Annotated in this window: 19 protein-coding genes and 3 pseudogenes; 7 read left to right on the forward strand and 15 right to left on the reverse strand. The window is 52.5% G+C overall.

The features are described from left to right. Positions 1-13: 13 nt before the first annotated feature. Positions 14-763 (forward strand): cyclopropane-fatty-acyl-phospholipid synthase family protein, encoded by a 750-nt coding sequence (locus K5R89_RS21930; RefSeq protein ID WP_050533125.1) that lies wholly within the window; start codon positions 14-16, stop codon positions 761-763. 40 nt (positions 764-803) lie between these two features. On the opposite strand, the gene K5R89_RS21935 is transcribed toward K5R89_RS21930, so the two are convergent. Beyond that, positions 804-1,442 (reverse strand): glutathione S-transferase family protein, encoded by a 639-nt coding sequence (locus tag K5R89_RS21935; RefSeq protein WP_087827264.1) that lies wholly within the window; start codon positions 1,440-1,442, stop codon positions 804-806. Between the two features lie 242 nt (positions 1,443-1,684). Here K5R89_RS21935 and K5R89_RS21940 point away from each other — a divergent pair, with 242 nt between their 5' ends. From K5R89_RS21940 to K5R89_RS27560, 3 genes and pseudogenes are all read left to right on the forward strand, one after another. Beyond that, entirely contained in the window at positions 1,685-4,096 is a 2,412-nt protein-coding gene (locus K5R89_RS21940) for a type VI secretion system Vgr family protein (protein ID WP_217259562.1), read from the forward strand. Then, on the forward strand, positions 4,093-4,902 hold the full coding sequence (locus K5R89_RS21945) for a hypothetical protein (RefSeq protein WP_087827262.1): 810 nt from the start codon (positions 4,093-4,095) through the stop codon (positions 4,900-4,902). The genes K5R89_RS21940 and K5R89_RS21945 overlap by 4 nt, the downstream gene beginning before the upstream one ends. 484 nt (positions 4,903-5,386) lie before the next feature. Continuing rightward, positions 5,387-5,527: pseudogene (locus K5R89_RS27560) on the forward strand (type VI secretion system Vgr family protein); the annotation flags it as partial. 41 nt (positions 5,528-5,568) lie between these two features. Here the strand turns inward: K5R89_RS27560 and K5R89_RS27565 are convergent. The 12 genes and pseudogenes from K5R89_RS27565 to K5R89_RS22005 all read right to left on the reverse strand — a co-directional run. Beyond that, positions 5,569-5,637: pseudogene (locus tag K5R89_RS27565) on the reverse strand (glutathione S-transferase); the annotation flags it as partial. Positions 5,638-5,854: 217 nt separating this feature from the next. Beyond that, positions 5,855-7,117, reverse strand: a complete 1,263-nt coding sequence (locus K5R89_RS21955) for a PTS galactitol transporter subunit IIC (protein ID WP_023288522.1) — start codon at positions 7,115-7,117, stop codon at positions 5,855-5,857. An 88-nt stretch (positions 7,118-7,205) separates the two neighbouring features. Continuing rightward, the gene (locus K5R89_RS21960; RefSeq protein WP_087827260.1) at positions 7,206-8,201 is read right to left on the reverse strand and encodes a 2-hydroxyacid dehydrogenase; all 996 of its coding nucleotides are present in this window, start codon (positions 8,199-8,201) and stop codon (positions 7,206-7,208) included. Positions 8,202-8,217: 16 nt separating this feature from the next. Further along, positions 8,218-8,979, reverse strand: coding sequence for an SDR family NAD(P)-dependent oxidoreductase (locus K5R89_RS21965; RefSeq protein WP_023288524.1), 762 nt, complete (start codon positions 8,977-8,979; stop codon positions 8,218-8,220). 11 nt (positions 8,980-8,990) lie between these two features. After that, positions 8,991-10,529 carry an FGGY-family carbohydrate kinase gene (locus K5R89_RS21970; RefSeq protein ID WP_087827259.1) on the reverse strand — a complete coding sequence of 513 codons (1,539 nt, stop codon included), beginning with the start codon at positions 10,527-10,529 and terminating at the stop codon, positions 8,991-8,993. A 20-nt stretch (positions 10,530-10,549) separates the two neighbouring features. Further along, positions 10,550-11,101, reverse strand: a complete 552-nt coding sequence (locus K5R89_RS21975) for a glycerol-3-phosphate responsive antiterminator (RefSeq protein WP_023288526.1) — start codon at positions 11,099-11,101, stop codon at positions 10,550-10,552. 14 nt (positions 11,102-11,115) lie between these two features. Then, positions 11,116-11,907, reverse strand: coding sequence for a class I fructose-bisphosphate aldolase (locus K5R89_RS21980; protein WP_002889868.1), 792 nt, complete (start codon positions 11,905-11,907; stop codon positions 11,116-11,118). 517 nt (positions 11,908-12,424) lie between these two features. Beyond that, entirely contained in the window at positions 12,425-12,676 is a 252-nt protein-coding gene (locus K5R89_RS21985; protein ID WP_023288528.1) for a zinc ribbon domain-containing protein, read from the reverse strand. A 177-nt stretch (positions 12,677-12,853) separates the two neighbouring features. Then, positions 12,854-14,251, reverse strand: a complete 1,398-nt coding sequence (lpdA, locus tag K5R89_RS21990; protein WP_087827258.1) for a dihydrolipoyl dehydrogenase — start codon at positions 14,249-14,251, stop codon at positions 12,854-12,856. Continuing rightward, positions 14,241-15,776, reverse strand: coding sequence for a 2-oxo acid dehydrogenase subunit E2 (locus tag K5R89_RS21995; RefSeq protein ID WP_087827257.1), 1,536 nt, complete (start codon positions 15,774-15,776; stop codon positions 14,241-14,243). Before K5R89_RS21995 ends, lpdA begins: the two co-directional genes overlap by 11 nt. Before the next feature lie 3 nt (positions 15,777-15,779). Beyond that, positions 15,780-16,799, reverse strand: coding sequence for an alpha-ketoacid dehydrogenase subunit beta (locus K5R89_RS22000; RefSeq protein WP_023288531.1), 1,020 nt, complete (start codon positions 16,797-16,799; stop codon positions 15,780-15,782). A gap of 11 nt (positions 16,800-16,810) precedes the next feature. After that, entirely contained in the window at positions 16,811-17,770 is a 960-nt protein-coding gene (locus K5R89_RS22005) for a thiamine pyrophosphate-dependent dehydrogenase E1 component subunit alpha (protein ID WP_002889884.1), read from the reverse strand. Positions 17,771-18,024: 254 nt separating this feature from the next. On the opposite strand from K5R89_RS22005, the gene K5R89_RS22010 reads away from it, so the two are divergent. Further along, on the forward strand, positions 18,025-20,790 hold the full coding sequence (locus K5R89_RS22010) for a LuxR C-terminal-related transcriptional regulator (protein WP_309248072.1): 2,766 nt from the start codon (positions 18,025-18,027) through the stop codon (positions 20,788-20,790). A gap of 295 nt (positions 20,791-21,085) precedes the next feature. Here the strand turns inward: K5R89_RS22010 and K5R89_RS27570 are convergent. Beyond that, a pseudogene (locus K5R89_RS27570) lies at positions 21,086-21,211 on the reverse strand (IS3 family transposase); the annotation flags it as partial. Between the two features lie 336 nt (positions 21,212-21,547). Between K5R89_RS27570 and K5R89_RS22015 the strand changes: the two are divergent. Continuing rightward, a complete protein-coding gene (locus tag K5R89_RS22015; protein WP_313771224.1) occupies positions 21,548-21,988 on the forward strand; it encodes a tyrosine-type recombinase/integrase in 441 nt (146 codons plus the stop codon). Positions 21,989-22,502: 514 nt separating this feature from the next. Continuing rightward, entirely contained in the window at positions 22,503-23,417 is a 915-nt protein-coding gene (locus K5R89_RS22020; RefSeq protein ID WP_087827254.1) for a hypothetical protein, read from the forward strand. A gap of 174 nt (positions 23,418-23,591) precedes the next feature. On the opposite strand, the gene K5R89_RS22025 is transcribed toward K5R89_RS22020, so the two are convergent. Beyond that, a complete protein-coding gene (locus K5R89_RS22025) occupies positions 23,592-23,834 on the reverse strand; it encodes a hypothetical protein (protein ID WP_142293024.1) in 243 nt (80 codons plus the stop codon). Between the last annotated feature and the right edge of the window lie 112 nt (positions 23,835-23,946).

Here is a 23,946-nt window from a genome sequence, read left to right on the forward strand (position 1 = left end):
AGGAGAAAAAACCATGATCGATATCCCTCGCATTTTTACTATCAGTGAAAGCGAACACCGTATTCATAACCCTTTTACCCCGGAAAAGTACGCCACGCTGGGGCGAGCGCTGCGAATGGCGCCGGGCGCCTCCATTCTTGATCTCGGCAGCGGCTCCGGAGAGATGCTCTGTAGCTGGGCGCGCGATCATCAGATCGTCGGCACCGGGGTGGACATGAGCCTGCTGTTCAGCCAGCAGGCGGCCGCCCGGGCAGAGGCGCTCGGGGTGAGCGACCGGGTGACCTTTGTGCACCAGGATGCCAGCGGGTATGTCGCCAGTCAGCCGTGCGATATTGCCGCCTGCGTGGGGGCAACGTGGATCGGCGGCGGCGTGGCAGGCACGATTGCGCTGCTGAAGCAGAGCCTTAACCCAGGCGGCATGCTGCTGATCGGCGAGCCATGGTGGCGCAAACGCCCCGCCACGGCGGAAGAGGCGGTTGCCTGCGGCGCGCACTCTCCCGACGACTTCCTGACGCTGCCGGCGCTGGTCGCCCACTTCGGCGAACTGGGCTATGACGTAGTGGAGATGGTGCTGGCGGACCAGGAGGGCTGGGATCGTTATGAAGCGGCGAAATGGCTGACGATGCGCCGCTGGCTGGAGGCCAATCCGCACGATGACTTCGCGCCGGAGGTTCGCCAGCAGTTGACCACCGCGCCGCTGCACCACGTCACCTGGACCCGGGAATATCTCGGCTGGGGCGTGTTTGTCCTGATGGCGCGTTAACCAGCGTGTCGGTAGCGTCGGGAGGCGCTACCGACCATCTTCAGACCTTCAGCTCGTCGTAGCTGACCATGACGTGTTGGCGAAAGGCGGGCCGTGCGGTTAGCCGTGCATAATAGGCCGCAAGATGGGGGAGGGGACGACGGGGGATATCGATTGCAAAGTAGCGGTACAGCACATGACCAAACTGGATGTCGGCCAGGGTGAGCGTATCGCCCACCAGATAGCGACTGCCGGCGAGACGTGCCTCGGCAATCGCCAGCTTTTGCTCCAGGGACGTCACCGCCGCGGCGATGGCCCGCGGATCCCGCTCGGCGGCGGGCGTGCGCACCACGCGCCAGAACACCGGCGCCGTAAAGCCGAGGGCAATATTCTGCTTTGACCACTCGGCCCAGCGATCGACCTCAGTACGAGCCAGCAGGTCGCCCGGCCAGAAGGCGTCGTCGGCGTAGCGACTGGCTAAATAGCGAAGGATCGCGCCGGTTTCCCACAGCGGCAGATTATCGCCATCCTGCAGCACTGGCACCGTACGATTGGGATTGAGCTGATAAAACGCCTCGCTGTCGGTACCGCCATAGCGATGGCCCACGTCGAAGCGGAGATAGTCCAGACCAAGCTCGCCAACACACCACATCAGCGCCTGCACGTTAGAGGAAGTTTTTCGGCCCCAGATAGTCAGCATCGGGATCTCCTGTGAACAGGGAAAGAAGGAGCATAGCAGGTAGGGTTGAAAACGGGAGGGGGTGGGGGAAGGGGATAGTTTTGGTCAAACGTTACGCGAACGCCCTACACCCCGACGAAAGCTCCCCTCACCTTTAAACAATTTCTTATTCTGCACTTTTGACCGCGTCGGGTATTTACAGGCTATCACTCTGGTGAAACTATAATCAGCCTAACTATCACTGGTGTAACAGAGGCCTTGTTATGGATAACTGGCTGGCGCTGTTTGACGGGCAGCCGCGCTATTTTCTGGAGATTAACGACAGCGCGGTGAAACCAGATGTACTGAACTTCACCGGCCGGGAAGCGCTCAGCGAACCGTTTAGCTGGGATATTGAATTCACCACCCCGCAGGCCCGTATCGCCCCGGAACAGGCGCTGTTAAAATACGCCACCCTGCGCATGCGCAGCGGCAAAGCGGTGCACGGCAACATCACACACCTGAAATGGCTCTCCACCACTGCCGACCAGTCTCACTATCTGGTGGTGCTGAGTGCACGCCTGACGCTGCTGCAGCGCACCCGCCAGTGCCGCGTGTATCAGAACCTGTCGGTTCCGGAGGTAGTTGAGCAGGTGCTGCGCGGCCACGGGCTGGAAGGTCCCGATTTTGATTTCCGCCTGGAGCGCACCTATCCGCCGCGTGAGCTGATGACCCAATGGCGGGAAACCGACTTGCAGTTCATTCAGCGTATTCTCTCCGAAGTGGGGATTTACTGGCGCACGGAGATGGACGACGAGCGCGGTCTGGATGTGTATATTTTTGCCGACAGCCAGCTGAACTACCGGTTTGACGTGCGCCTGCCGTACTGCGAACCCTCGGGACTGTATGATGGTGCAGAGGAGTCGGTGTGGGGCGTGCGCACCCGTTATCAGGTGGTGCCGGGCAGAGCCAGTACCCGGGACTACAACTACCGTACCGCCACGACGCCGATGGATGCCTCCGTCTCCGTGCGTAGTGAGGCGGCAACCGTCGGGGAGCACTACCGCTATGCGGAGCCGTACCGGGAGGCCGGTGATGATGCCGACCCGGAGCCGGAAACCGAATCCGGCGCGTTTTATGCGCGTATCCATCATGAGCGCGAGCTAAACGCATGGGCCAGCGTCAGTCTTGAGAGTAACGCAGCGTGCCTGACGCCGGGCCAGGTGCTGGAGCCGCAGGGGAATGTCATCCGGGCGCTTCAGGAAGGCGTTATTATTACAACGGTGAACTATCATGCCGCCCGCGACACCCGCCTGCACGTCACTGTCGAAGGCATGCCCTACAGCGAACGTTACTGTTACCGTCCTGTTGAAGCTCTGCGCCCGGAAATCCATGGCACGCTGCCTGCCCGCATCGAGAACCGCGAGAAGGATAATATCTACGCGCACATGGATGACCAGGGCCGCTACCGGGTGAAGCTGTACTTTGACCGGGAAACGACAGAGCCGGGATTTGCGTACCTGTGGCTGCGGATGGCGAAGCCGTATGCGGGCGAAACATATGGCTGGCATACCCCACTCACTGACGGCACCGAAGTGGCCATTGCCTGCAGCAACGGGGATATCGACCTGCCGTACATCGCTTATGCCCTGCATGACTCTGAACACCCTGACCCCGTCACCCGCGACAACCACACCCGCAATGTGCTGCGCACTCCGGCGAACAACAAGCTGCGGATGGAGGACCGGCGCGGCGAAGAGCACATCAAACTCGCCACAGAGTACGGCAGAACCCAGCTGAACACCGGACATCTGGTGGACAACCAGGAGACGCCCCGCGGTACCGGTACCGAACTGCGCACTGATGAATATGGCGTCATCCGTGCCGGGAAAGGACTGTTTGTCAGCGCCGACGCACAACCAAAAGCAGAAGGTGACGTGCTGGATATGCACGCCGTGCTGAAGGAAATCAACCTGCTTAACCAGCAGCTGCAACAGCTGGAGATGGCGGCGGAGCAGGCGCAGGCACTGAAGGCGGATATCGACAGCCAGATACGGATGTTTGAGCAGCGGCTGAAGCCGCTGAACGAAGCCCTCCTGTTCTCCGCGCCGGGGGGGATGGCCTTCAGCAGCGGGGAGCATCTGCAGCTGGCGGCCACGAAGAATGTCGCCATCAATGCCGGAGGCGATATCAGCATCGGCGTCATGGGCAATATGACGGCGCTGGCCGGAGAGAAACTGGGGCTGTCCGCCCGGACCGGCCAACTGAGCGTGAAAAACAGCGAAGGCCCAGTGGAGATGCAGGCGCAGAACGGAAATATGCGGTTGTTTGCAGAGAAAAAGCTGACCCTGAACTCGGAGAGCGACATCACGTTTGCCGGAAAGAAACGCATTACATTAATCGGCGGCGGGAGTTACCTGCGGCTGGAGGCCGGGAAAATCGAGTACGGCACGACGGCGACGTATCTGCGCCGGGTGAAAAGGACGATGGCGGCGGGGGCAAGCACTCAGCCACTTGACTCATTGAAGCAGATGAAAATGATAACCCAATACTTCGATAGAAAACTTCATTTTTCCTCTGATATCAACTTTAGGGTTGAAACAGTTGAAGGAGCAGTATTACTTTCCGGTTCAGGTACGAGTGCTTATATCACCAGGAGTGATAGTGAATCTGAGTACTGGATCTTTATAAGTTGAGTGATTTTTTAATGAAAAAAATAAATATTGAAATCGATGGTAAACCCTATTTAGTCGTTACAAGAGATGGAAAGACAGAATTAGGTGTTAAAGGTAACACTACTCCTGAAAAAGACGAAGAAGCCCATGAGGTCGACGTACCAAAAATTTTAATAATCACAAGAAAAAATGCAGAGGTTTTGTTCGTTTTGAGAGGGGGTGAAAAAGATTCTTTTAGAATTATGACGGCTCAAAAATTGTATGATGAATTTAGATATCAATGGTTTGAACCATTAGCTGACAACTACCGTGAGTTGCTTTATGTAAACGAGGCGGACTATGCTAAACAGGCCTACAAAATATTCTCCTGGGCTGACATAGCAAAATTTTCACTGGTGGATAGACCATCTTATAGCTTTTACAAAAATATGGAAGGTGACTGGAAACAAAATCCAAAAGGTGGAGCAGGTTATCTTTTAGTCTTGATCTCTGGCATACCTTACTGGACCGATGCCGTAGGTCAGATTCCCTTTGCTGTCGATACATACCGTAGTAAACAGAGCATAACTAAGACAGTACAGACCGGAATTGAATGGGGTACTGGGACGCTAACTGGGAATGTGGATTACTCTAATGAATACGATAATTATTTTGTATTGAGAGGGGCTTTGTTTGCAAGCAAAAGCTTTACATATAAATCCAAATCTTCTGGGCAAACATATCCTGCCATCGTTGTAGAAGAGACTCATCATCCAGTAAATCCACTGGTTCTTGGAAAACCAATTAATAATAATGAGTTGATGCAATATGGTATCTGGAAAAAATAAAAACATTATCATAAATACAGCAATAGCATTTCTAGGTTGCTTTTTCGTCATTTTGATACATAAATTTGGATACGAATGGTATATGGCTCATTTTAAGCCGCGAAGCAGAGGGGTTACACTAGGTTTTATAATGTTATATATGAGGTTTATTGTTATCCCCGTGGTGTTTCTCTCTGCTTTTATAAAGGTAAGGCACTCTTTATTGACTATTTGCGTGGTTATTATCTATATGACCTTTTCATGGTATGGTACAAATCCACTTCGAGTTATTTTGATGCTTTTTTCGTGTTTGATCGGATATGCCGTCGTGATCATTTGCGGTGTTATGAAAAAGAAGTATTTAAAGAAGTAGATAAATATCGACGGCCAGATATAGATGCTTGATCAGCGGTGAGCATATACAAATGACGGACAAGAAAAACGTCGCCATCAACATTGGAGGCGATATCATTACATGTGTCATGGGTAACCGCGCGCTCAGGGCAAGGAACGTCGTACCGACGAACGTTGCGTTATCCATGCGGGCAAAGGGCTATTTGTCAGTACGGATGCGCAGGCCAAAGCACAGGGCAACGTGCTCATTAATGTGGATGACATGCTGAAACAAGAACTGAACCGAATTGGTGAGCAGGTAAAAGCCAGCGGACAGGCTGCTAGTGCTGAAATAAGCTCGCCAACACACCACATCAGCGCCTGCACGTTAGAGGAAGTTTTTCGGCCCCAGATAGTCAGCATCGGGTTCTCCTGAGAATAGAGAAAGAAGGAGCATAGCAGGTAGGGTTGAAAACGGGAGGGGTCATAAAAGAAATGAGCCACCTCGCCGCGCAGGGGCCGGACGCGCTGGTCAGATGTTCAAACCAGGAGCGTCGCTGAGCCAGTTATTCAGTGCACAGAATGAGAGGAAGAAACAGAGGGCAACAGTTTGCCCTCTGTTTACTTAAGTGGTCTTGTACTAAGGTGTGGCGCTAAAAAACTCGCCAAATTTGACGGCCAGCCAGCCGACAGGCGTCGTAGCGCCGCCGACGATATTGGTGATCTCGGCCATCCCTTCCGGTACCGGAATATGTGAGTTCACCGCCGCCTGAGTATATTCTTGCGAAATGTCCGTCCCGACATACAGGATGCAGGTCACGATCAGGGTTCCGGTTATGAACATGCGGAACATATTTCGTTTACAGAACGGCGTGACCATTGCCAGCAGGAACATTAACGAAGCCAGATCGACAAAGGGCAGTACGCGGTTGCCGGGCAGAATGATAGACAGCACCACAGCCATAGGGATTAACAGCAGACCGGTCGCCAGTACCGAAGGTTCACCGATCAATAACGCCGTATCCATCCCGATGTAAAAATCGCGCCCCGGAAATTTAGCCTTCAGTTTTGCTTCAGCTGCATCACGAACAATCAACAATCCCTGCACCAGAATTTCAATCATTTTCGGCAGCAGCAGCATGGCGGCTGAAACCTTAATGGCCAGTGAAACGGCAGCGGAAATGTCATATCCAGCCAGGAAAGCCAACAGCAGTCCCAGCACAAACCCCAGGGTAAGAGGCTCGCCAAAAACGCCGAATTTTTTATTAATACTTTCCGGATCGAAATTGATTTTATTGATGAGCGGGATCTTATCAATGATGTAATTACAGGCAATGCCAAACGGCACGTAAGCTATACAGGTAAGATGTGGGAATGATATCCCTTTAAGATTATAGTTTTTTTGTAAATACGGCGCCGTTAAATCTGCGGCCAATAGCGTCAACACAAAAATAGCGAAAGTAATACCGACAGAAAGCCAGTAATTTCCCGTTCCGGCATAGACCACAGACCCCATGATCAGGAAAATCCAGTAATTAAAAATATCGATATTCACCGTTTTGGTTAATTTCAACAGAAGCATGGCCAGGTTGATGACGATAAAGCCCACCACGACGGGCAGCATCAGCGGCGAACCCCAGCCAATAGTCGATGCGGTAGGCCAACCGGTATCAACGACCGTTAACTGCAGGCCGATACGCTCAACCATCGCCTGCGATGCCGGGCCCAGGTTTGTCAGCAGCAGGCCAATCACCAGCCCCACCCCTTCAAAACCAATGCCGACCAGCATCCCTGCTTTAAATGCCGTACCGATTTTAACGCCAAAGCAAAGCGCGATAATAAAGAATATTACTGGCATCATTACTGATGCCCCCAGACTAATAATGCTGTTGATAATATCCATAATGATTCCTTAAAAGGCGGGCGAATTGGGCACGAGTTAACCCGTGCCCATTGGGCCCTGTTAATACCTTTAATGGTTCTTTTAGTATTTAACTGAGTTTCTTTAAAAGGATCTCAGCGAAGCGTTTGGGCGAATTACTGAATGCGTCAATGGTACTCCCGGCAATATGCGGCGTAATGGTCACGTTATTCAGTGTATAGAATGCACTGTCGTCAGGAAGCGGTTCGTCATCAAAGGTATCAAGCGCGGCGCCCATAATTTGCCCGGATCTGAGCGCATCAATCATCTCTTTTTCATTGATTAACCCGGAGCGTGCCGTGTTAACAATGATGGCACTGCGCTTCATCAGCGCGAAATGGTGTGCGTTAATCAGATTTTCGGTTTCCGGCGTCAGGCGAGCATGTAACGAGATAACCTCGGCGCGTTGTACCAGTTCGTCCAGTGAATCGACTTTCTCATAACGTTCATGGCCTGCAACGTACTTATCGTAAAAGATAATCTCCGTGCCAAAGCCGCTGAGAAATCCCGCGACCAGTTGGGCAATATGGCCGAGGCCAACCAGCCCCACGACTTTTCCGCCAAGCTCCGGGATCGCCTGATGGTTCGGGCTGTCTTTACGCCAGTATTTATCACGCAGGGCATCGTGTGACCGGGCGATATTGCGCATTTCCGCCAGGATCATGCCGACCGTGAATTCAGCGACGCTGCGAGCGTTACGCCCCGGGGTGTTCATCACCTCAACGCCCCGGGCGTTCGCCACCTCAAGATTCACGTTTTCCACGCCACCGCGGAGTACGCCTACATATTTCAGTGTGGGTAGTTTATCGAACACCGCAGTATTGACGGGGGCAAACTGAGTGATCAGGATGTCAATATCACCCGCTCCCTGAAGCAGATCTTCCGGTAAGGCCACGGCTTCCGCGCCTTCCTGTTCAACCCGCAGATTATCTTCCTGAAGTTTCTCAATGGAGTCATGTGACCACTCGCGTACTTCGACTTCAATCCCGTTATCCCTGAGCGCTTTCAGTCCTGATTCCATCATTGCTGCATTGATAAACAGATCGGCAATTGCCAGACATTTCATAATGATTCTCCCTCGATTAACGCATCAACATACCGCCGGTAACGTCCAGAGTTGCTCCCGTCATATAGCTGGTTTTAGGAGAAACCATGAAGACACCGATGTCGGCAATTTCCTGAGGCTGGGCCACGCGGCCCACCGGAATACGACTGACGTAATAGTCAGGGTTTTGCTCAATGTTCTTACGGATCATCGCAGTATCCATGATCCCGACGGCGATATTGTTCACATTGATTTTTTGTTTGGCGACTTCCCGCGCCAGAGAGATAGCAAAGGCGACCAGACCGGCCTTACTTGCCGCGTAGTGCGCATGTCCCGTCGTGGAGCCGTGGAACGCGGCCTGCGAGGTAATATTCAGAATGCTGCCCATCCGGTCATGCTGCAGGCAGTGATTTACAAATAGCTGGCTGAGATGGAAGATGGCTTTCAGATTGACATTCATCACCAGATCCCAGTCCTGCGGGCTGATCTCGGTGACGTAGCCGCTCAGCCAGATCCCGGCGTTATTCACCAGAATGTCGGCTTTGCCCAGTCTGTCGATACAGGTGGCAAACAGATTTTCCCGGCTCTGTTCGTCAGAGAGATCGGTTTTAACCGCGATGATCTCTACGTTCGCGCTGGCCTTCACCGTTTCGATCAGCCGTTCGGGATGCTCTTCTTCCCGCATATAGGTAAAGCAGATATTGACGCCTTCTTTGGCGAGAGAAAGAACAAACTCTTTCCCCAGGCCGGTTGCGCCGCCTGTCACGATGGCCGTACGATTCGTTAAATTCAGATCCATTTTTTCCTCACTTAGTGCGCGATGTAGTTGCTGCAGCTTTTCCACGGCGACTGCATTTCTGATAACAGGTTTTTATAAAGCTGGTATTTGGTCTGGTAGACCCGGTGATTTTCCGGATTAGGGGAGACGGTGCGTGAGACATGGACCATTTCGTTTGAGGCAGCAAATACCTCTGCAAACCAGCCCACCATGACGGCTGCGGTCATCGCGGTACCCAGGGTCCCGTGCTCTTTGACGTCAACGATTTCCAGCGTGGCCTGGAAGATATCGGCGAATATCTGTAGCCAGACCGGGGAGTTCGTGACACCGCCAGCAATACGAATTGTGCGGCTTAACTTCGGGTTAATATTGCGCAAGCGCTCGGTGTGGTAGAGATGGCTAAAGGCCACTCCCTCATAAATCGCCCGCAGAAAATGGGCTTTTTTATGAAAGCTGTTTACACCGATAAAGCCGGCCGAGGCGTCGGGAATGGTGTTAGAGCCAAACACGAACGGAAAGAACAGCAGGTGGCTTTCATCCGGCGTCGTTGACGAAACCAGCTTATTGCACAGGTCATAGACCGACGATCCTTGTTCGGCGGAGGTTTTCCGATCGCTCTCCATAAAGTTGTTAATAAACCACTCCAGGTTGCTCGCGGAGGTGGGGCTGGCCTCGGTGATGAGCCATTTACCCTCAATGGGATAAATGGAGGTCATAAACAGGTCTTTATCAATAACCGGGTGGTCGGTAACGTATTCGTTTATGCTCCAGGTGCCGGTGACGATCGCCATCTTATCGAGACTGTTGATCCCCGAGGCAATGGAAGAGGCCGAGATATCAAACACCCCGCCAGAAACCGGCGTACCTGCGCATAAACCGGTCAGACGGGCCACGTCGTCAGTGATTTTTCCGCAGCATTCCGTTGAGCGTTTGATGGGGGGCAATTTGTCCCGCAGTTCATCAAGTCCCCACCATGCCAGTAGTTCATCGTCATACTTGCAGTCACGTACGTTGATCAGGTTGGTGCCTGAGATATCGGTCAGCTCAAGAAAAGCCTCTCCGGTCAGGTAAAAACGGATCAGGTCCTTGACCATAAAAATATAACGCGCTTTTTGCAGCATCTCGGGCTCGAAGTCCTTCAGCCATGCCAGCAAGGCGACAGGTTGTCCGGCCCAGATGGACTGCATTGTTTTTGGCAAAATGTCGGTAAGGAATTCTGGCGAGCGTTGCCATCTCTCAACGTACTCTTTTGCCCGGCTGTCGGTGGATATAATGCCGTTACGCACCGGGTGACCTTCTTCGTCAACCAGATACAGACCGTTACCATGACCGGTGACGGCCACTCCTTTTATCTGGCTGGCATCAATACCTGATTGCTCAATCGCTTTTTTAATCACTTCGACATTAGCGGCCCACAGCTCATCGATACTGCGCTCTGTGTGGAATTCCCGGGGTGTCAGCATCTGCGTGGATTTTGAGGCGATCGCGAGCACCTGTCCTTTACGGTCATAGATGGCTGCCTTGGTGACGGTTCCACCATTGTCGATGCCCATGACGTATTCATCTTTCATTCGCGTGGACTCCTTATTGGTTACCATAAGCCGGGCTCGCTGGTGGTTATCCCTTTAAATCCGGCATGGAATATTTTATCTACAAGGTATTTGCGCTTAACAAAGCCTCCGGCGATGAATACCACATCAAAGCCTTTCAAATTTCGGCTAATCAACTCCAGACACTGGCAGGCATATTCAGCAGGTAAGATTTCAATTGCGTCCGGTGGGCTGTGTTTAACAATATCGAGCGACTGATCAAGCGATCGCGAATCGATAAGTAAAACCCGATATACGGTCAGCAATCCCTCTTTTTTGGCGTAGCGTAGCGCGGAGAGATTGGAAGAAATAACACCATCAACCTTGTAATAATTTTTCAGTAGATTGATCCCCGCCTGATCCGGTTTAAAACCACCCAGTAATTCAAGGTGAACGAGGACCTTCTTACCGCTTTGATGGCATTTGCCAATCAGCGACTGCAGATTGCCGATATTCGCTTCGGATAGCAGCACATATTCTGACTGGCAGGTTAATGCTTTCTCAAAGTATTTATACTTCCTGATGGAAGGGATGATGGTGTTATTTAAAATCATATTAATTTCCGATGTTATTTAGCCATGTAGAGGCTGTATGCATCTTCCGCTGTTGCGTTTTCATGGATGATGGCATTCAGACCTGCTACCACTTTCGCCGGCTGCGGATCCTGGGTAATGTTTCGTCCTACAGCCACGCCTTTCGCACCCATCTGCATACAGTGCTGAACAAATTTGAAGTAACCATCGATGCCGGTTTTTGGCCCCCCTAAGGCAAGCACCGGCACGCCAGCAGCTTCAACGATCAGTCGGTCCTCTGGTGAACCGGTAAAACGCGTTTTGATGACGTCCGCGCCCAGCTCCACCGCTGCGCGGGCCGATGCAGCGATGATCGCCGGATTGTTAGAGTCATCGCTGGTGACGGGATAACCATACGGGAGCGATTCGACAATCAGCGGTACGTTCCAGCGATCCGCTGCCTGCGCGAGCTGCATCGCCATAATGTGGGTTTTTTCTTCATTGAAGGCGCCGGGGAAGGTCATGCAGACCACTCCCTCGGCAGCGACTTTAAGCGCATCTTCGACGGAAAAAACGGGGGTAGTATCGGGAACGGTATTGTCAAAGATACTGACCGTGCTGTCGACGCGTAACACAACGGGAACGCTGTTCAGCGCTTCACGATAATTCTTCAACATGCCGTACGTGACGAGCGCGCAATCCAGGCCGTGTTCCACCAGAGCAGGGAGCTGATTTATCGTATTATCAATACCATTTGTTTTCGTGGAAAAATAGTAGCCATCCAGCGCTAAGGTCACGGATTTACCATCTTTTGCGAATATTCTTGAGAGACGACGTTCTTTAGACATTTATTTACTCCTGAGATAAAAAACAAAAAAAAAGCCCTCAGAGACTCGCGTCTCTGAGGGCTTTCTGTTCACATACCCTTTTGATAATGGTTCAGGAATCCAAAGCATTATCAATGCAATTTTTTAGCAAAGTGAGAAAGGTTTAACTTTTGTTTAAATTAAATCTGTTCTCTTGCGTGATTAAATAACTAACACACGCGATAACTTACTGTCCAGTTGGTGTCGTTGAAATGAGAGATTCATCACATCAATATGTTGTATAACGTGAAAAGTGCCGGGTTAAATACAGAAACCGAACCCTTAAAAAACCAGGCAATAACGCATCCTGACAAGGGGGAGAACGCCAGGCGTTTATTTCATCCGCATGAAGAACGCATCCATACATGCTCCTGCTTGCAGGTCGTCATCCACAAACGCGCATTTATTCCCGTCCGGATGGCGTACAAAAACGTTATAGCATCGTTGTCGGCATGGCGGTCTGTCCCCCGGAATGATTTCTTCCCGCCGCCCGGGCAAATTACTCGTCCGCTTTGTGCGCCCAGGCAGGCATCGCCGTCAGGTAACGTTTTGCCCGTTTCCGTGATTCCGCTACGCCCACCTTTTGCCAGGAGTCGAGAAAAGCCGCCAGACCGGATACGGCCTCTTCCCAGGATTTCAGATTACCGTCGCTGTCGCTGCAATACGCGCAATATTTATCGCTGGCCCCTTGCGCATCGGGTGCGGACATCGGCATTCCGCAGGCCTGGCAAAACCGTTCGTGCTGTGTCATAGAGCGCTCCTCCTGTCGTTGAGTTGTCTACTAAACATACAGAATTTGCGCCTGGCGTTTAGCGTTTCAGATCAATAGATCCTGCCGTAACCGTTCTGGTGGATCTTCTGCCGGGGCGTGCGGGAGGGATAACGGACAACTTACTCCGTATCGCGCAGCTATCGCCTCCCTTATTTCTTATTGATGCAATGGTTGATCGCAGGCCGCGAGGATGGATTCATGCATCGCTTCGGAAAGTGTTGGATGCGCAAAGATCATCGACAGGAGACTTTCATCTGTGGCCTCCAGGTGACGGGCGATGCCAAACCCCTGGATCAGTTCCGTGACCTGTGCGCCAACCATATGCGCGCCCAGCAACTCGCCGGTTTCAGCATCGAAAATCGTCTTCACAAAACCCTCTGTCTCGCCGCTGGCCAGCGCCTTACCATTATTCTGCCAGGAGAACTTACCGATCCTGACGGGCCGTCCCCTGGCCAGGGCCGTCGATTCCGTCAGGCCCAGACTGGCAACCTGGGGCCGGGCATACGTGCAACCGGGCACATAGTCGCGATCAAGCGGGCGGGCGCCTTCGACACCAGCCAGTGTCTCAACGCAGATCACGCCTTCGTGGCTGGCCTTGTGCGCCAGGCACGGCGGGCCGGCTACATCGCCGATGGCATACAGCCCGAATACGTTAGTGCGACAAGCCGCGTCCGTCTTGATAAAACCGCGGTCTAACTCGACGCCCAGCGTTTCCAGCCCCAGATCTTCAATATTCGGCTGTACGCCGACCGCCAGCAGCACACGTTCGACGTCCTGAGAATATTCGGCGCCGGTGTTTTTCATGGTGCAGCGCACCCCGGTCCCGGTGAGCTGTACTTGCGTCACCAGGGTCTGGGTATGGACCTGAATACCGCGTTTTTCGAATGACTTACGCACTGCTGCAGACACCTCGGCATCTTCCACTGGCAAAATCTGCGACGCCAGCTCGACCAGCGTCACTTTACAGCCCAGATCGTTATAAAGGCTGGCGAACTCGACGCCAATCGCCCCTGAACCGATGATTAATAGCGACCTGGGCAATAGCTTCGGCCGCAGCGCCTCGAAATAGGTCCAGATATATTCGCCATCTGGCGCGATGCCTGGTAATGCGCGTGGTCGGGCGCCCGTGGCCAGGATCACGTGATCGGCCCGGTAATCGCGCATCTCCCCCCGGGCATCCTCGACCGTTATTTGCCCCTTGCCGCGCAGCCGCGCGGTGCCATCAATCACCTGCACGCCATTTTTCTTCAACAGGTACGCCACCCCGCCGGTGAGCTGTTGCGATACGGTACGGCTAAACTGCACCAGTTTCTGCAGATCGATGTTCACCTCACCCACGCTGATGCCCAGCTGACTGGCATGGGTGATACTGTGCGCGACCTCAGCGCCATGCAACAGCGCCTTGGTTGGAATGCATCCCCAGTTCAGGCAGATGCCGCCCAGATGTTGTTTCTCCACTAATGCGGTACGAAGCCCTAGCTGGCCGGCACGGATGGCGGCCACATATCCCCCAGGACCACCGCCGATGATCAGCACATCGTATTTATCGTGCATAGCTCGTCTCCTGGATAAACATCAAGGTTGGGGTTTCCGTCAGTCGCCTGAGTTCCCGGAGAAAAGCCGCACCTGCCGCGCCATCGATAACCCGGTGATCGCAGGATAGCGATACCGTCATTTGCTGGCGCGCGACGATTTGCCCGTCGCGTACTACCGCCCGCATTTCGCCGGCGCCAATGGCGAGGATTGCGCTTTGCGGTGGATTGATGATGGCGTCAAACTGCCGGACGCCAAGCATCCCCAGATTTGACACGCTAAAGGTCCCCCCCTGGAACTCTTCCGGCTTCAGCGTGCCCGCTTTGGCCCTGGTCACCAGCGAGTGAATTTCGTTCGATATGTCGCTAATTGATTTCCGGTTCGCCGAGCGAACAATAGGGGTAATTAGCCCGGCAGGCAGCGCAACGGCCACTGAAATGTCGGCATCCGCAAAGCGGCGGATACTTTGTGTCGCTTCATCAAACTGAATGTTGACGTCAGGCACGGCCACCAGCGCCAGGGCGCAGGCCTTCACCAGCAGGTCATTAACCGAAATCTTGACGCCGGGTACTTCGCGGTTAATTTCCTGACGTAGCGCTAACAGTCGTTCCAGATCGAGATCGACGCTCAAACGGAAATGGGGAGACTGTTGCTTGGACGTTTGCAGGCGAGAGGCGATAGCCCGGCGCATACCGGACATGGGGATGCTTTCATAGGGTACCGGGGTACTCTCCTGTACCGGGCTGGTCTGCGGGTGCTCGTCGAGTAACAACGCCGCGGCCAGCACATCATCGCGACTCACCCGGCCGCGTGAACCGCTGCTTCGGCAGTCATGCAAGTTGATACCCAGTTTACCGGCCAGACGGCGCGCCAGCGGGGTGGCCGATACCTGGCTGTCATCGGCATGCGAGCGGGGCGCTTTGCTGCGACGAACGGGAGGCGTCGGGGAGGCCAGGCGACCGCCGGCGGCAAGGATCGCGCTTTCCAGATCTGAAACAGAGATACGATCCCCGCGCCCGCTGCCGCGGACTTTTTTCAGGTCGACACCCCAGCGGGCAGAGAGTCGTAACGCATGGGGCGTGGCATTAACCTGAGTCACATCGGTCACGCCTTGCAGACTGACGGGGATGTCGGTTTGCCCAACGGGGGGCTCGGGGCTGTTGGATGGCGGCGAAACAACGGAAGGTGGCTTAGCGCCTGCCTGTGCCGCTACGTCCGGCGCGGCAGCCTCCGTGCCAGGGGCTGCGGATTTCGCCGTAGCCAGAGTGGCAGCGAATTCGTCCAGTTCAGCATCGCTGACCGAAGCGTCAGCCGCCAGGGCCAGCACGGCGCCTACCTGAAGCGTCTCACCCTCTCGGGCGAGTATCCGACGTAACGTACCGGCAAAGGGGGCCTCCAGCACATTGACGATTTTACTGGTTTCAATCTCACAGATTTCCTGCCCTGGGGTGAAGCTGTCACCCTCCTGGATTGCCCACCGAGCGAGCAAGCCTTCTTCCATGGAAAGCCCCCACTTTGGCATTTCAAGCGTCTTGATTTCGCTCATAGGTTAATCCTCCAGCACTTGACGGACGGCGGCTTCGATACGTTCTACGCCAGGGATCCAGAGTTTTTCGAGAGCAGGGGAGAACGGGACCGGCGTGTGTGGCGGCGTCACCAGCAGAACGGGCGCTTTGAGGAAATGGAATGCCTGGGACGCGATCAGCGCCGCGACATCATGAGCAAAACCGAAGCGTGCCGCGGATTCGTCGACAATCACTACCCGCCCCGTGGACGCCACCGATTCCAGAATCCCCTCCTCATCCAGCGGCGAAATGGTCCGCGGGTCGACCACCTCGACCGAGATCCCCTCTCTGGCCAGTTTGTCCGCCACCTGATTGGCTTTATGCACCATTGCCGACAACGCAATGATGGTGACGTCTTCTCCTTCGCGGGTATAGTTGGCTACACCTAGCGGGAGGGTATAGCTCTCGTCCGGTACCTCGCCTTTGAGGTCGTACAGCATTTTATGCTCGCAGAAAACCACCGGGTCGTCGTCGCGAATTGACTGGATTAACAGACCTTTGACGTCATAAGGCGTCGAGGGCACCACCACCTTCAGCCCTGGCGTGGTGGCAAAGATATTATAGGGTGACTGTGAATGCTGGGCCGCGGCGGAAAACCCCGCGCCGATCATCCCTCGCATCACCAGCGGGGCTCTGGCTTTGCCACCAAACATGTAGCGGAACTTAGCCGCCTGGTTGTACAGCGCATCGTGACTCACGCCAAAAAAATCCATGAACATCAATTCCGCGACCGGCCGCAGACCCGTCGCTGCGGCGCCGGCCGCCATTCCGATGATGGCCGACTCGGTAATGGGCGTGTCGATCACCCGATCGGAGCCGAACTGCGTCCACAGCCCTTTAGTGACGCCGAGCACACCGCCAAAAGCTTCTATCTTCGCCTCTTCGGGCGCATTTCCGCCATGACCGCCACGCAAATCTTCACCGATGAGCACCACGCGTTCATCGCGTTCCATTTCCTGAGCCAGGGCTTCCTTGACCGCTTCACGATAGGTTTTAATCGCCATAGTTATCACCCTCAGTATGAGACATAAACGTCTGTCAGCAGGTCTTCCGGAGCCGGATAGGCAGCGGCGCGGGCCTTCAATACCGCATCGTTGACAAGGGCTTCTACTTCCTCGTCAATCGCCGCCAGTTCTTCCTGGGTGATATGCTGTTTGACCTTAGCGGTGAAAATCTTCAGCGGATCATGTTGTTCACGCAGGCGTTGCACTTCACCTTCCGCGCGGTATAGCGCGGGATCCCCCTCAAAATGACCGTGCCAGCGGAAGGCTTTGGCCTCAATGACGCTTGGGCCACCGCCTTCTCGCGCACGTTTGACCGCCTCTGAAGTTGCCTCATAAACGGCAAAGAAATCGGTGCCGTCAACGGTCACTGCCGGCAGGCCGAAGCCAGCGGCGCGTCGGGCGATATCACGCCCACCCACGGCGTAGTCATGACCGGTCCCTTCGCCGTAACCGTTGTTTTCGAAAATAAAGACGGCCGGAAGCTGGAGCACGACGGCCATATTGATGGCTTCAAAGACCAGGCCCTGATTAGAACCCCCATCGCCCGTAAAAGAGACACCGACGTTGCCGGTTTTTAGCGTCTTTGCCGTTAGCGCGGCGCCGATGGCCAGGGGAGGGGCTCCCCCAACGATAGCGTTCGCTCCCAGCATTCCTTTCGACAGATCGGCAATGTGCATCGACCCACCCTTACCGCGACATAACCCGCTGTCCTTACCGAATATTTCGGCCATCATGCCGTGAATGTCGCACCCTTTAGCAATACAGTGGCCATGTCCACGGTGTGTTGAACCAATAAAATCTGCGCTCGTTAAATTTTCGCAGACCCCCACCGCGATGGCCTCCTCACCGGTGTAAAGGTGAATGAAGCCGGGAATATCACCGCTGGTATTTTCCTGATGCAACCGCTCTTCAAAGGTCCTGATCTCCCGCATCTTGCGGTAAGCCTGCAATAACGCCTGTTTGCTGAGCATGATTTAATTCTCCTCAATAAAGGTCACCCAGGCGGGGCCAACAGACAGGGCGGATAACCCTGGCCACACCCATGCAATGAATCTACGAGCGGTTAAAGGGAGTGCGAAGCCACCTTCATGGGGGGGTAGGTGGGGGTTTTCATGCTTGAGGTCAAACTTTCTAAATTTTGTGTAGCTATAAAGTTTGGCGGCCCCATGTCATCCCGGGGGCTGGCGTACAATTGAAAAAAAACAAAGCGAGTAGATAACCACGGATGAAGCCATCGGATTTTGAAAGTCGCCAATCACCATCACTGGTCTCCGGGCCATTGCGGCTGACGCGAGGCTTGCCGCTAATCCTGACCAAATTCGTCCCGCCTCGCTCCTCGATACAATTGCTGGAGCGCCCCCGGCTTCTTCAGCTTCTCAATCCCGTTCAGCAGTGCCGGCTGGGCGTCGTTTGCGCCGGCGCTGGATTTGGCAAAACCACGCTGTTGGCGCAATGGCATCAGCAGATGGTCGCCCGGGGGGAACGTATCGCCTGGCTGAGCCTCGATGAGGATGATGATGACGTATGGCAGTTTATTCCTTACCTGCTACAAGCATTGCGTCCACTCTATGCTGACTGGGACGCCGATTTCTGGCGTGATATGGAAGAACAAAAGCTCCCCAGCTCCGAGCAGCTGCTGGCCGGGCTCATTAACCAGCTACACTACTGCCCGCATGACATATACCTGATTATCGACGACTTTCACGTGATTAACGATCGTGGGGTCTATGAAGCGCTGGGGTATTTACTCAAGCATGCGCCTGCCGCCTTGCATCTGATCATTGGCAGCCGTTTCCACCCCAATCTTGCGCTGAGCCAGCTGCAGGCCCAGGACCAACTGGTGGAAATCTATGATCGAGACCTGCAATTCACGCTCGAAGAAACGAAACACTATTTTAGCCGCACGGTTGCGCTACCCCTCAGCAACCACCATGCACAGCGGCTACAGTCCGCGACAGAGGGCTGGATCGCAGGGATGAAGATCGCTTCTTTGTCCGCAGAATTACAGCATGATCCCGAGCATCTGTTGCGCAATATGCATGGAGGAACACGGTCCATTGCCCGCTATCTTAAAGAGGTGGTCCTGGACCCGCTGCCGGAAGAGGTGCTTGATTTCCTGGTGAAAACGTCCTTCCTCAGTCGGTTAAATGCCGAACTATGCAATGCAGTGACAGGACGAGATGACAGCCAAGCAATGCTGGCATGGATTGAGCGACACAACCTTTTTTTGTCAGCCCTTGACGAACAAGGCTACTGGTTCCGCTACCATCCTCTGTTGCAGGAAAATCTTCGGACCATGCTGCAGCAGAACAACGCTATTAACCGCAAACAGCTACATGAATTAGCCAGTCATTGGTTCGTCGAACAGAAGCTGTGGTCTGAGGCGGTACGCCATGCGCTCAGCGCAGGCAAGCCGGTGCATAGCCCCGGGCAGGACGGCGCAAGCGCTCAGTCACTGGCGGAAGAAGGGGATATCGATACCCTGATCTCATGGATGCATCATTTACCGCCCAGCACCGATCCTGCGCGCATTGACCTGCAAATTAATCTGGCCTGGGCACTGGCGCATTATTTCCACTTTGATGAGTCGAGGCAGCTGCTTGATAACCTCGATCAGATGGTGCTTCATCACCGTGATGATTTAACCCGCAGCACCTGGTGTAAATTGCGCGTTGTGCGGGCAATTTGCGAAGCCTTTGCTGAAAACATCCCGGAGAGTCTGGCTATTGTTCAGCCGTTGCTGGCCGAAGTGCCCTGCGGCGACACCTGGGTAGATGGTCTGATATGCAATATTCTCAGCTATTGCCATGTTGTTAACCAGCGCTATCACGACGCGCTGGAGGTTCAACAGCATATGCCCTCTCCGGAAAGTCCTTTAGATAATCTGTTTGTCTCGGTTTATCGCGCGTTTATCATTGCCCAGTGCCATCTTTGTCAGGGCGATCTGGGAAAAGCCGGGTGGTACGCAGAGAAAACGTTGCGCCAGGCTGAATGCTATACCGGCACCCAGTCGACCAGTGGCGCGACGCTGGCGCCGCTGCTGGCGGAGATAGCCTATGAATGTCAGAGGGGTGACTCGCCCGAGCATCTGTTAGCCGACCGGCTCGAATTCATCGACCGGTTCAGTCCACCCGACGCGCTGAGTCGTTGCTATACCTATCTCGCGCGTCAGGCCTTAGATAGCGATATGCCCTATGAGGCCGAGCGATTGCTGGAGCATGCGCAGCGCCTTGCGGTGTCTCGCGGCTGGCAACGGCTCCAGGCCATGTTGTTAGCCGAGCAGGTGAGGGTGCGACTGCAGCGCGGCAATTTCACCGGCGCAGAGCAACTGCAACGGCAGCTTGAACAAATGGCCGCCAGCTTCAGAATGGATGCCGAACATCCCTGCCAACGCGCCATTGTTATGTCTGCATCCCTTAGCCGCAGCCGGCTTCTTCTCGCCAGCGGCCAGGCGCCGCAAGCCTGCATTTTACTGGCTGAGATGGTCTCCGATCAGGAAAGCCGGGGGGACAGGTTAACCGCAGCGCGTCTGCGTACGCTCTGGTCATTAGCCTTGTGGAACAGCGGCAAAACTGCCGCTGCGCGCATGACATTTCAGCCTGTGCTGCAGCTGGCTGAACAACAGCATCTCAAGGGCCTCTTTCTTGACGCTGGCGATACATTGCAACCTTTGCTTATCGGTATGAATGATTTCTCTTCGGCTTGTACAGAGAAAGGGGGAGTGCAAGGTCCCTGGGCAGACAAGCGCGCGCCTGCAGACAGAACACCGTTTAATAGTGGAAGCCCCGATATTCATGGGGAACTCAGCGAGCGAGAGTTTCAGATATTACAGCTGATCGCTGAAGGTCAGATGAACAAAGAAATCGCCCGCTCCCTCGCTATTTCTGCCGAGACGGTCAAATGGCACATCAAAAACATCTACGCGAAGCTTAAAGTGAATAGCCGCACTCAAGCGATGAGCCGGGCGCTGGAGATGAAATTACTGGATTAACGGTTTGAACAGGATGGCCTGGACGCAAAATATTATTAAGGCGAGCCACTTTCTTAACGGGGCTATGAGCCATGGATAATCGAGGTACTTGTAAGTCCATGGGGGCAGTCCATAGCGTAATAGTCATAGCTATGATTCACATATCTTAATAACCAGGGGTAATTTTGTGGCTTCTTCCAGGCTAACCCTAAGGAATTTAAGATTAAAACCGGCAAACAGGTTGTCGAAGTTGGCCATTTTGTTTCCAGTGTTGCAACACGTCTCGGTATCACTACCCACAGTCTTTATGTAGTGGTCAGTAAAATTTGGCCACGAGTTTAGAGTTTTTCCAGAACGATCGTTCTGATTCATTCGGCGGCAAGTCATTATTACATTGATGGAATTTGAGTTGGCTGTAATATTCCGTGATGTTGTTCGCTATTGCTGCGCTAAAACTAGCGTATCCATTATCTGGCCCCTCTGTTTTGAGTGGCTTGATATAGAGTAAAGGAACAAAATACTTAAAAATGGCAATAAAAAGTATAAATCACTTCACTGATTCTGGAGGCTATTTGAGCAATGCACTCAAAGGTAAAAGTGAGTTTTAAGATGAAAAAACTGAAATATATTAAAATGTAATCTAGATTAGAGGATGATAATCATGGCTAAGACATCGGCGGTATCGCCAGAACAGGCTAAACAAATCGAGGCGGCATTGCGTCAGCGTAGCGCGGTTGCAGCAGATGCCTAGAAGCTAAACCTACAACTGGCGTTACCAATCAGTGACCTACTGTCGGTTAGATACGATGATGTACAAGGGAAGTTCCTAAGACTCAAAGAGGGGAAAACAGGCAAGCAGCGTGAGTTAGTTTTGAACACTGAGGCGCTAAAGGTGCTCAAACGTCGCCGGAAACAGAATCCAGAAGATGCCTTTGTATTCCAGTCAAAATCCAATCGAGTGAAAGGCCTGGAGCCTAAACCAGTATCAAGGGTATTCGTAGCTCAAGCCATAAAAGAGGCATCACAAGGGATTGTAGAGACGGGGATTAGCGTTGCCACCCACTCAGCCAGAAAAACCCGTGCTCGTGCTCTGTTGAAAGCAGGAACGCTTATTGAGGTCATCTCTCGGATGCTTAACCACAGTAGCCCAGCAGTTACTATGACCTACTTGGATATCACACAAGACGAAGTGAATCAGACCTATCAGATGGTGATCTAAGTTCCTCACAGATAATGCGAGCCAATTGTTAACTATATGTTGCATACCTCTGCCAAACAGGACTGAGGTCAGCCCCTGCGCTTATGGTGATTGCGCGGCATGAAGCCGCTTAATTAGTACAACCGATGAAGAAATCAGCATTCGATCAAATTTACATATTTTTTTCAATCTTGTTGAAATCTTCTCCAGGCCTTATGCGACGTGGACTTGCGGGTTATTACCCTTCCGCAACCTCAATTTAACGTCAAAATCAACCCTTGTACTCAAAAGATTCCTTAATAAAATATAGCTTATGTAGTAGGTAGTCATGATCATGCCACTACATGTAGTACCCTTGCCTAAATTGCAGGCATAAAAAACCGGGTTCATTTACACAAACCCGGTCCTGAAGCATAACCACCATGAGTTTGCAGACTCATAACGATTGTTAGCCCCATCATCATTCCTGACGGCTTGATTGTGCCAGGCTTGGTTGGTTGTGTAAACCATAAGTTTTTACGCAAAAGGAATTACCATGCTTATTCAGAAAAAACGTATTAGAAATATCGATAACTACATTACCACATTTGATGGTAGGGATGTTTTTATCGCACATGCATTACCTAGCCAGCAGAAGGGAGAATCGATTGGGTTTACTGCAAATCAATCTCTAGGTGAAGAAGTTCTCCCTCACATCGTTGGAGCTGTAACTCGTTTCAATGCGAATGGTAAATCAGTGCCGGACAAAACTTTGCCTAAAGAAACTGCTTACCGCCAAGTTTCATGGACATGGAAAAAATGGGTTGGCAGGGGCCAAACTGAAGAAGTCACTGAAACGAGGGAAATCGAGTATCAGCGTTACCAGAGAGTTTTCACTCCACCTCATGGCGTCGAATTGAAAATTGTTGAGAATCTAAACGGGGAAAAGTTAGTAATATCTCCTAAATTGACTTTGACAGATGAAAAAAAGGATCTTGTAACACATTGCGTTAACTTGTTTTTAGAGTTATTTGGTCTTTGCGAAGTGGTTGACGAGGAACTCAATACTATTGTCACCACTCAGTCTATAAAGCTGAACTGGAGCCTCCTTCCTCAAGGGCAATATCCTTGGAGTACAATAGGCCCTCAGATAATGTCAGCAATCAAACCTCGAGGAAAAGGAAATTCTGCTGTAGTCGAGGGTAGACTTCAACTCATTAACAGCAAACAACCTGATTTTGTCGCTGTAGGAAAGGCTGGCTTTCAAGGTTACGTGATTTTTGGATTCCCCAACCACAATACCTATGTATTAGAAAGTTCACAGTGTAACAATGCAACCTACATTTTTGACAATGATTGGCAACATTTATCGCAATTAACTAAAGCTGAGATTTTAGATGGAAATTTGCATCATGCCAGAGTAATTCACCGTAGAAACTGGACTGCCGAAATTCTCAGATACTTACCTTAACTCTTTTATCGCGGGAGGTATACCTCCCGCATAAGACCAATTGCAATAAAATGTGGAACGCCAAAGAGGAGAAAGACCTTGCTAGCGGTATAAAGACATATCGCATACGCAGAAGTCCCAAAAGGGTACCACTGCCCGAGTGTGAAGACGTTTATTGATGGCTAAAGTCGAACTTTAAAGGACTCTGCAATCAAACTTTATATTCGTAATTCCTGCTCTTTGAATTGCAGCATAAGCAACATCAGTTAAATTGTTTCTTTCTCCACCCCTTTCTCTCGCAGGAATGAGCCAAGAGATATTTTCTAATGAAGAGATGCCGTAGTAAATATCAAGAATATGAAACTCGCTATCTAACTCAAATGAGTTGCTTTTAGTTTCACCATTAAGATCGTAACTATAATGTACTTTTATTGTCATCCTTCTTATCTCCTAGCTGTATGAGTAGTCAAAGGTAGTGTAAGTATCCCGGTAAAGCGGACCATTCACATTTAGAGATCTTCCTGCATACTGATTATGTTCCTGGAGGAGA

Source organism: Klebsiella sp. TF21-TM, assembly GCF_019753495.1.
Lineage (GTDB): Bacteria > Pseudomonadota > Gammaproteobacteria > Enterobacterales > Enterobacteriaceae > Klebsiella > Klebsiella quasipneumoniae.

What these genes read in the sequence shown, in the direction of transcription:
- K5R89_RS21930 (WP_050533125.1), top strand. Translation starts at nt 14, where the DNA reads ATGATCGATATCCCTCGCATTTTTACTATCAGTGAAAGCGAACACCGT.
- K5R89_RS21935 (WP_087827264.1), bottom strand. Translation starts at nt 1,442, where the DNA reads ATGCTGACTATCTGGGGCCGAAAAACTTCCTCTAACGTGCAGGCGCTG.
- K5R89_RS21940 (WP_217259562.1), top strand. Translation starts at nt 1,685, where the DNA reads ATGGATAACTGGCTGGCGCTGTTTGACGGGCAGCCGCGCTATTTTCTG.
- K5R89_RS21955 (WP_023288522.1), bottom strand. Translation starts at nt 7,117, where the DNA reads ATGGATATTATCAACAGCATTATTAGTCTGGGGGCATCAGTAATGATG.
- K5R89_RS21960 (WP_087827260.1), bottom strand. Translation starts at nt 8,201, where the DNA reads ATGAAATGTCTGGCAATTGCCGATCTGTTTATCAATGCAGCAATGATG.
- K5R89_RS21965 (WP_023288524.1), bottom strand. Translation starts at nt 8,979, where the DNA reads ATGGATCTGAATTTAACGAATCGTACGGCCATCGTGACAGGCGGCGCA.
- K5R89_RS21970 (WP_087827259.1), bottom strand. Translation starts at nt 10,529, where the DNA reads ATGAAAGATGAATACGTCATGGGCATCGACAATGGTGGAACCGTCACC.
- K5R89_RS21975 (WP_023288526.1), bottom strand. Translation starts at nt 11,101, where the DNA reads ATGATTTTAAATAACACCATCATCCCTTCCATCAGGAAGTATAAATAC.
- K5R89_RS21980 (WP_002889868.1), bottom strand. Translation starts at nt 11,907, where the DNA reads ATGTCTAAAGAACGTCGTCTCTCAAGAATATTCGCAAAAGATGGTAAA.
- K5R89_RS21985 (WP_023288528.1), bottom strand. Translation starts at nt 12,676, where the DNA reads ATGACACAGCACGAACGGTTTTGCCAGGCCTGCGGAATGCCGATGTCC.
- lpdA (WP_087827258.1), bottom strand. Translation starts at nt 14,251, where the DNA reads ATGCACGATAAATACGATGTGCTGATCATCGGCGGTGGTCCTGGGGGA.
- K5R89_RS21995 (WP_087827257.1), bottom strand. Translation starts at nt 15,776, where the DNA reads ATGAGCGAAATCAAGACGCTTGAAATGCCAAAGTGGGGGCTTTCCATG.
- K5R89_RS22000 (WP_023288531.1), bottom strand. Translation starts at nt 16,799, where the DNA reads ATGGCGATTAAAACCTATCGTGAAGCGGTCAAGGAAGCCCTGGCTCAG.
- K5R89_RS22005 (WP_002889884.1), bottom strand. Translation starts at nt 17,770, where the DNA reads ATGCTCAGCAAACAGGCGTTATTGCAGGCTTACCGCAAGATGCGGGAG.
- K5R89_RS22010 (WP_309248072.1), top strand. Translation starts at nt 18,025, where the DNA reads ATGAAGCCATCGGATTTTGAAAGTCGCCAATCACCATCACTGGTCTCC.
- K5R89_RS22020 (WP_087827254.1), top strand. Translation starts at nt 22,503, where the DNA reads ATGCTTATTCAGAAAAAACGTATTAGAAATATCGATAACTACATTACC.
- K5R89_RS22025 (WP_142293024.1), bottom strand. Translation starts at nt 23,834, where the DNA reads ATGACAATAAAAGTACATTATAGTTACGATCTTAATGGTGAAACTAAA.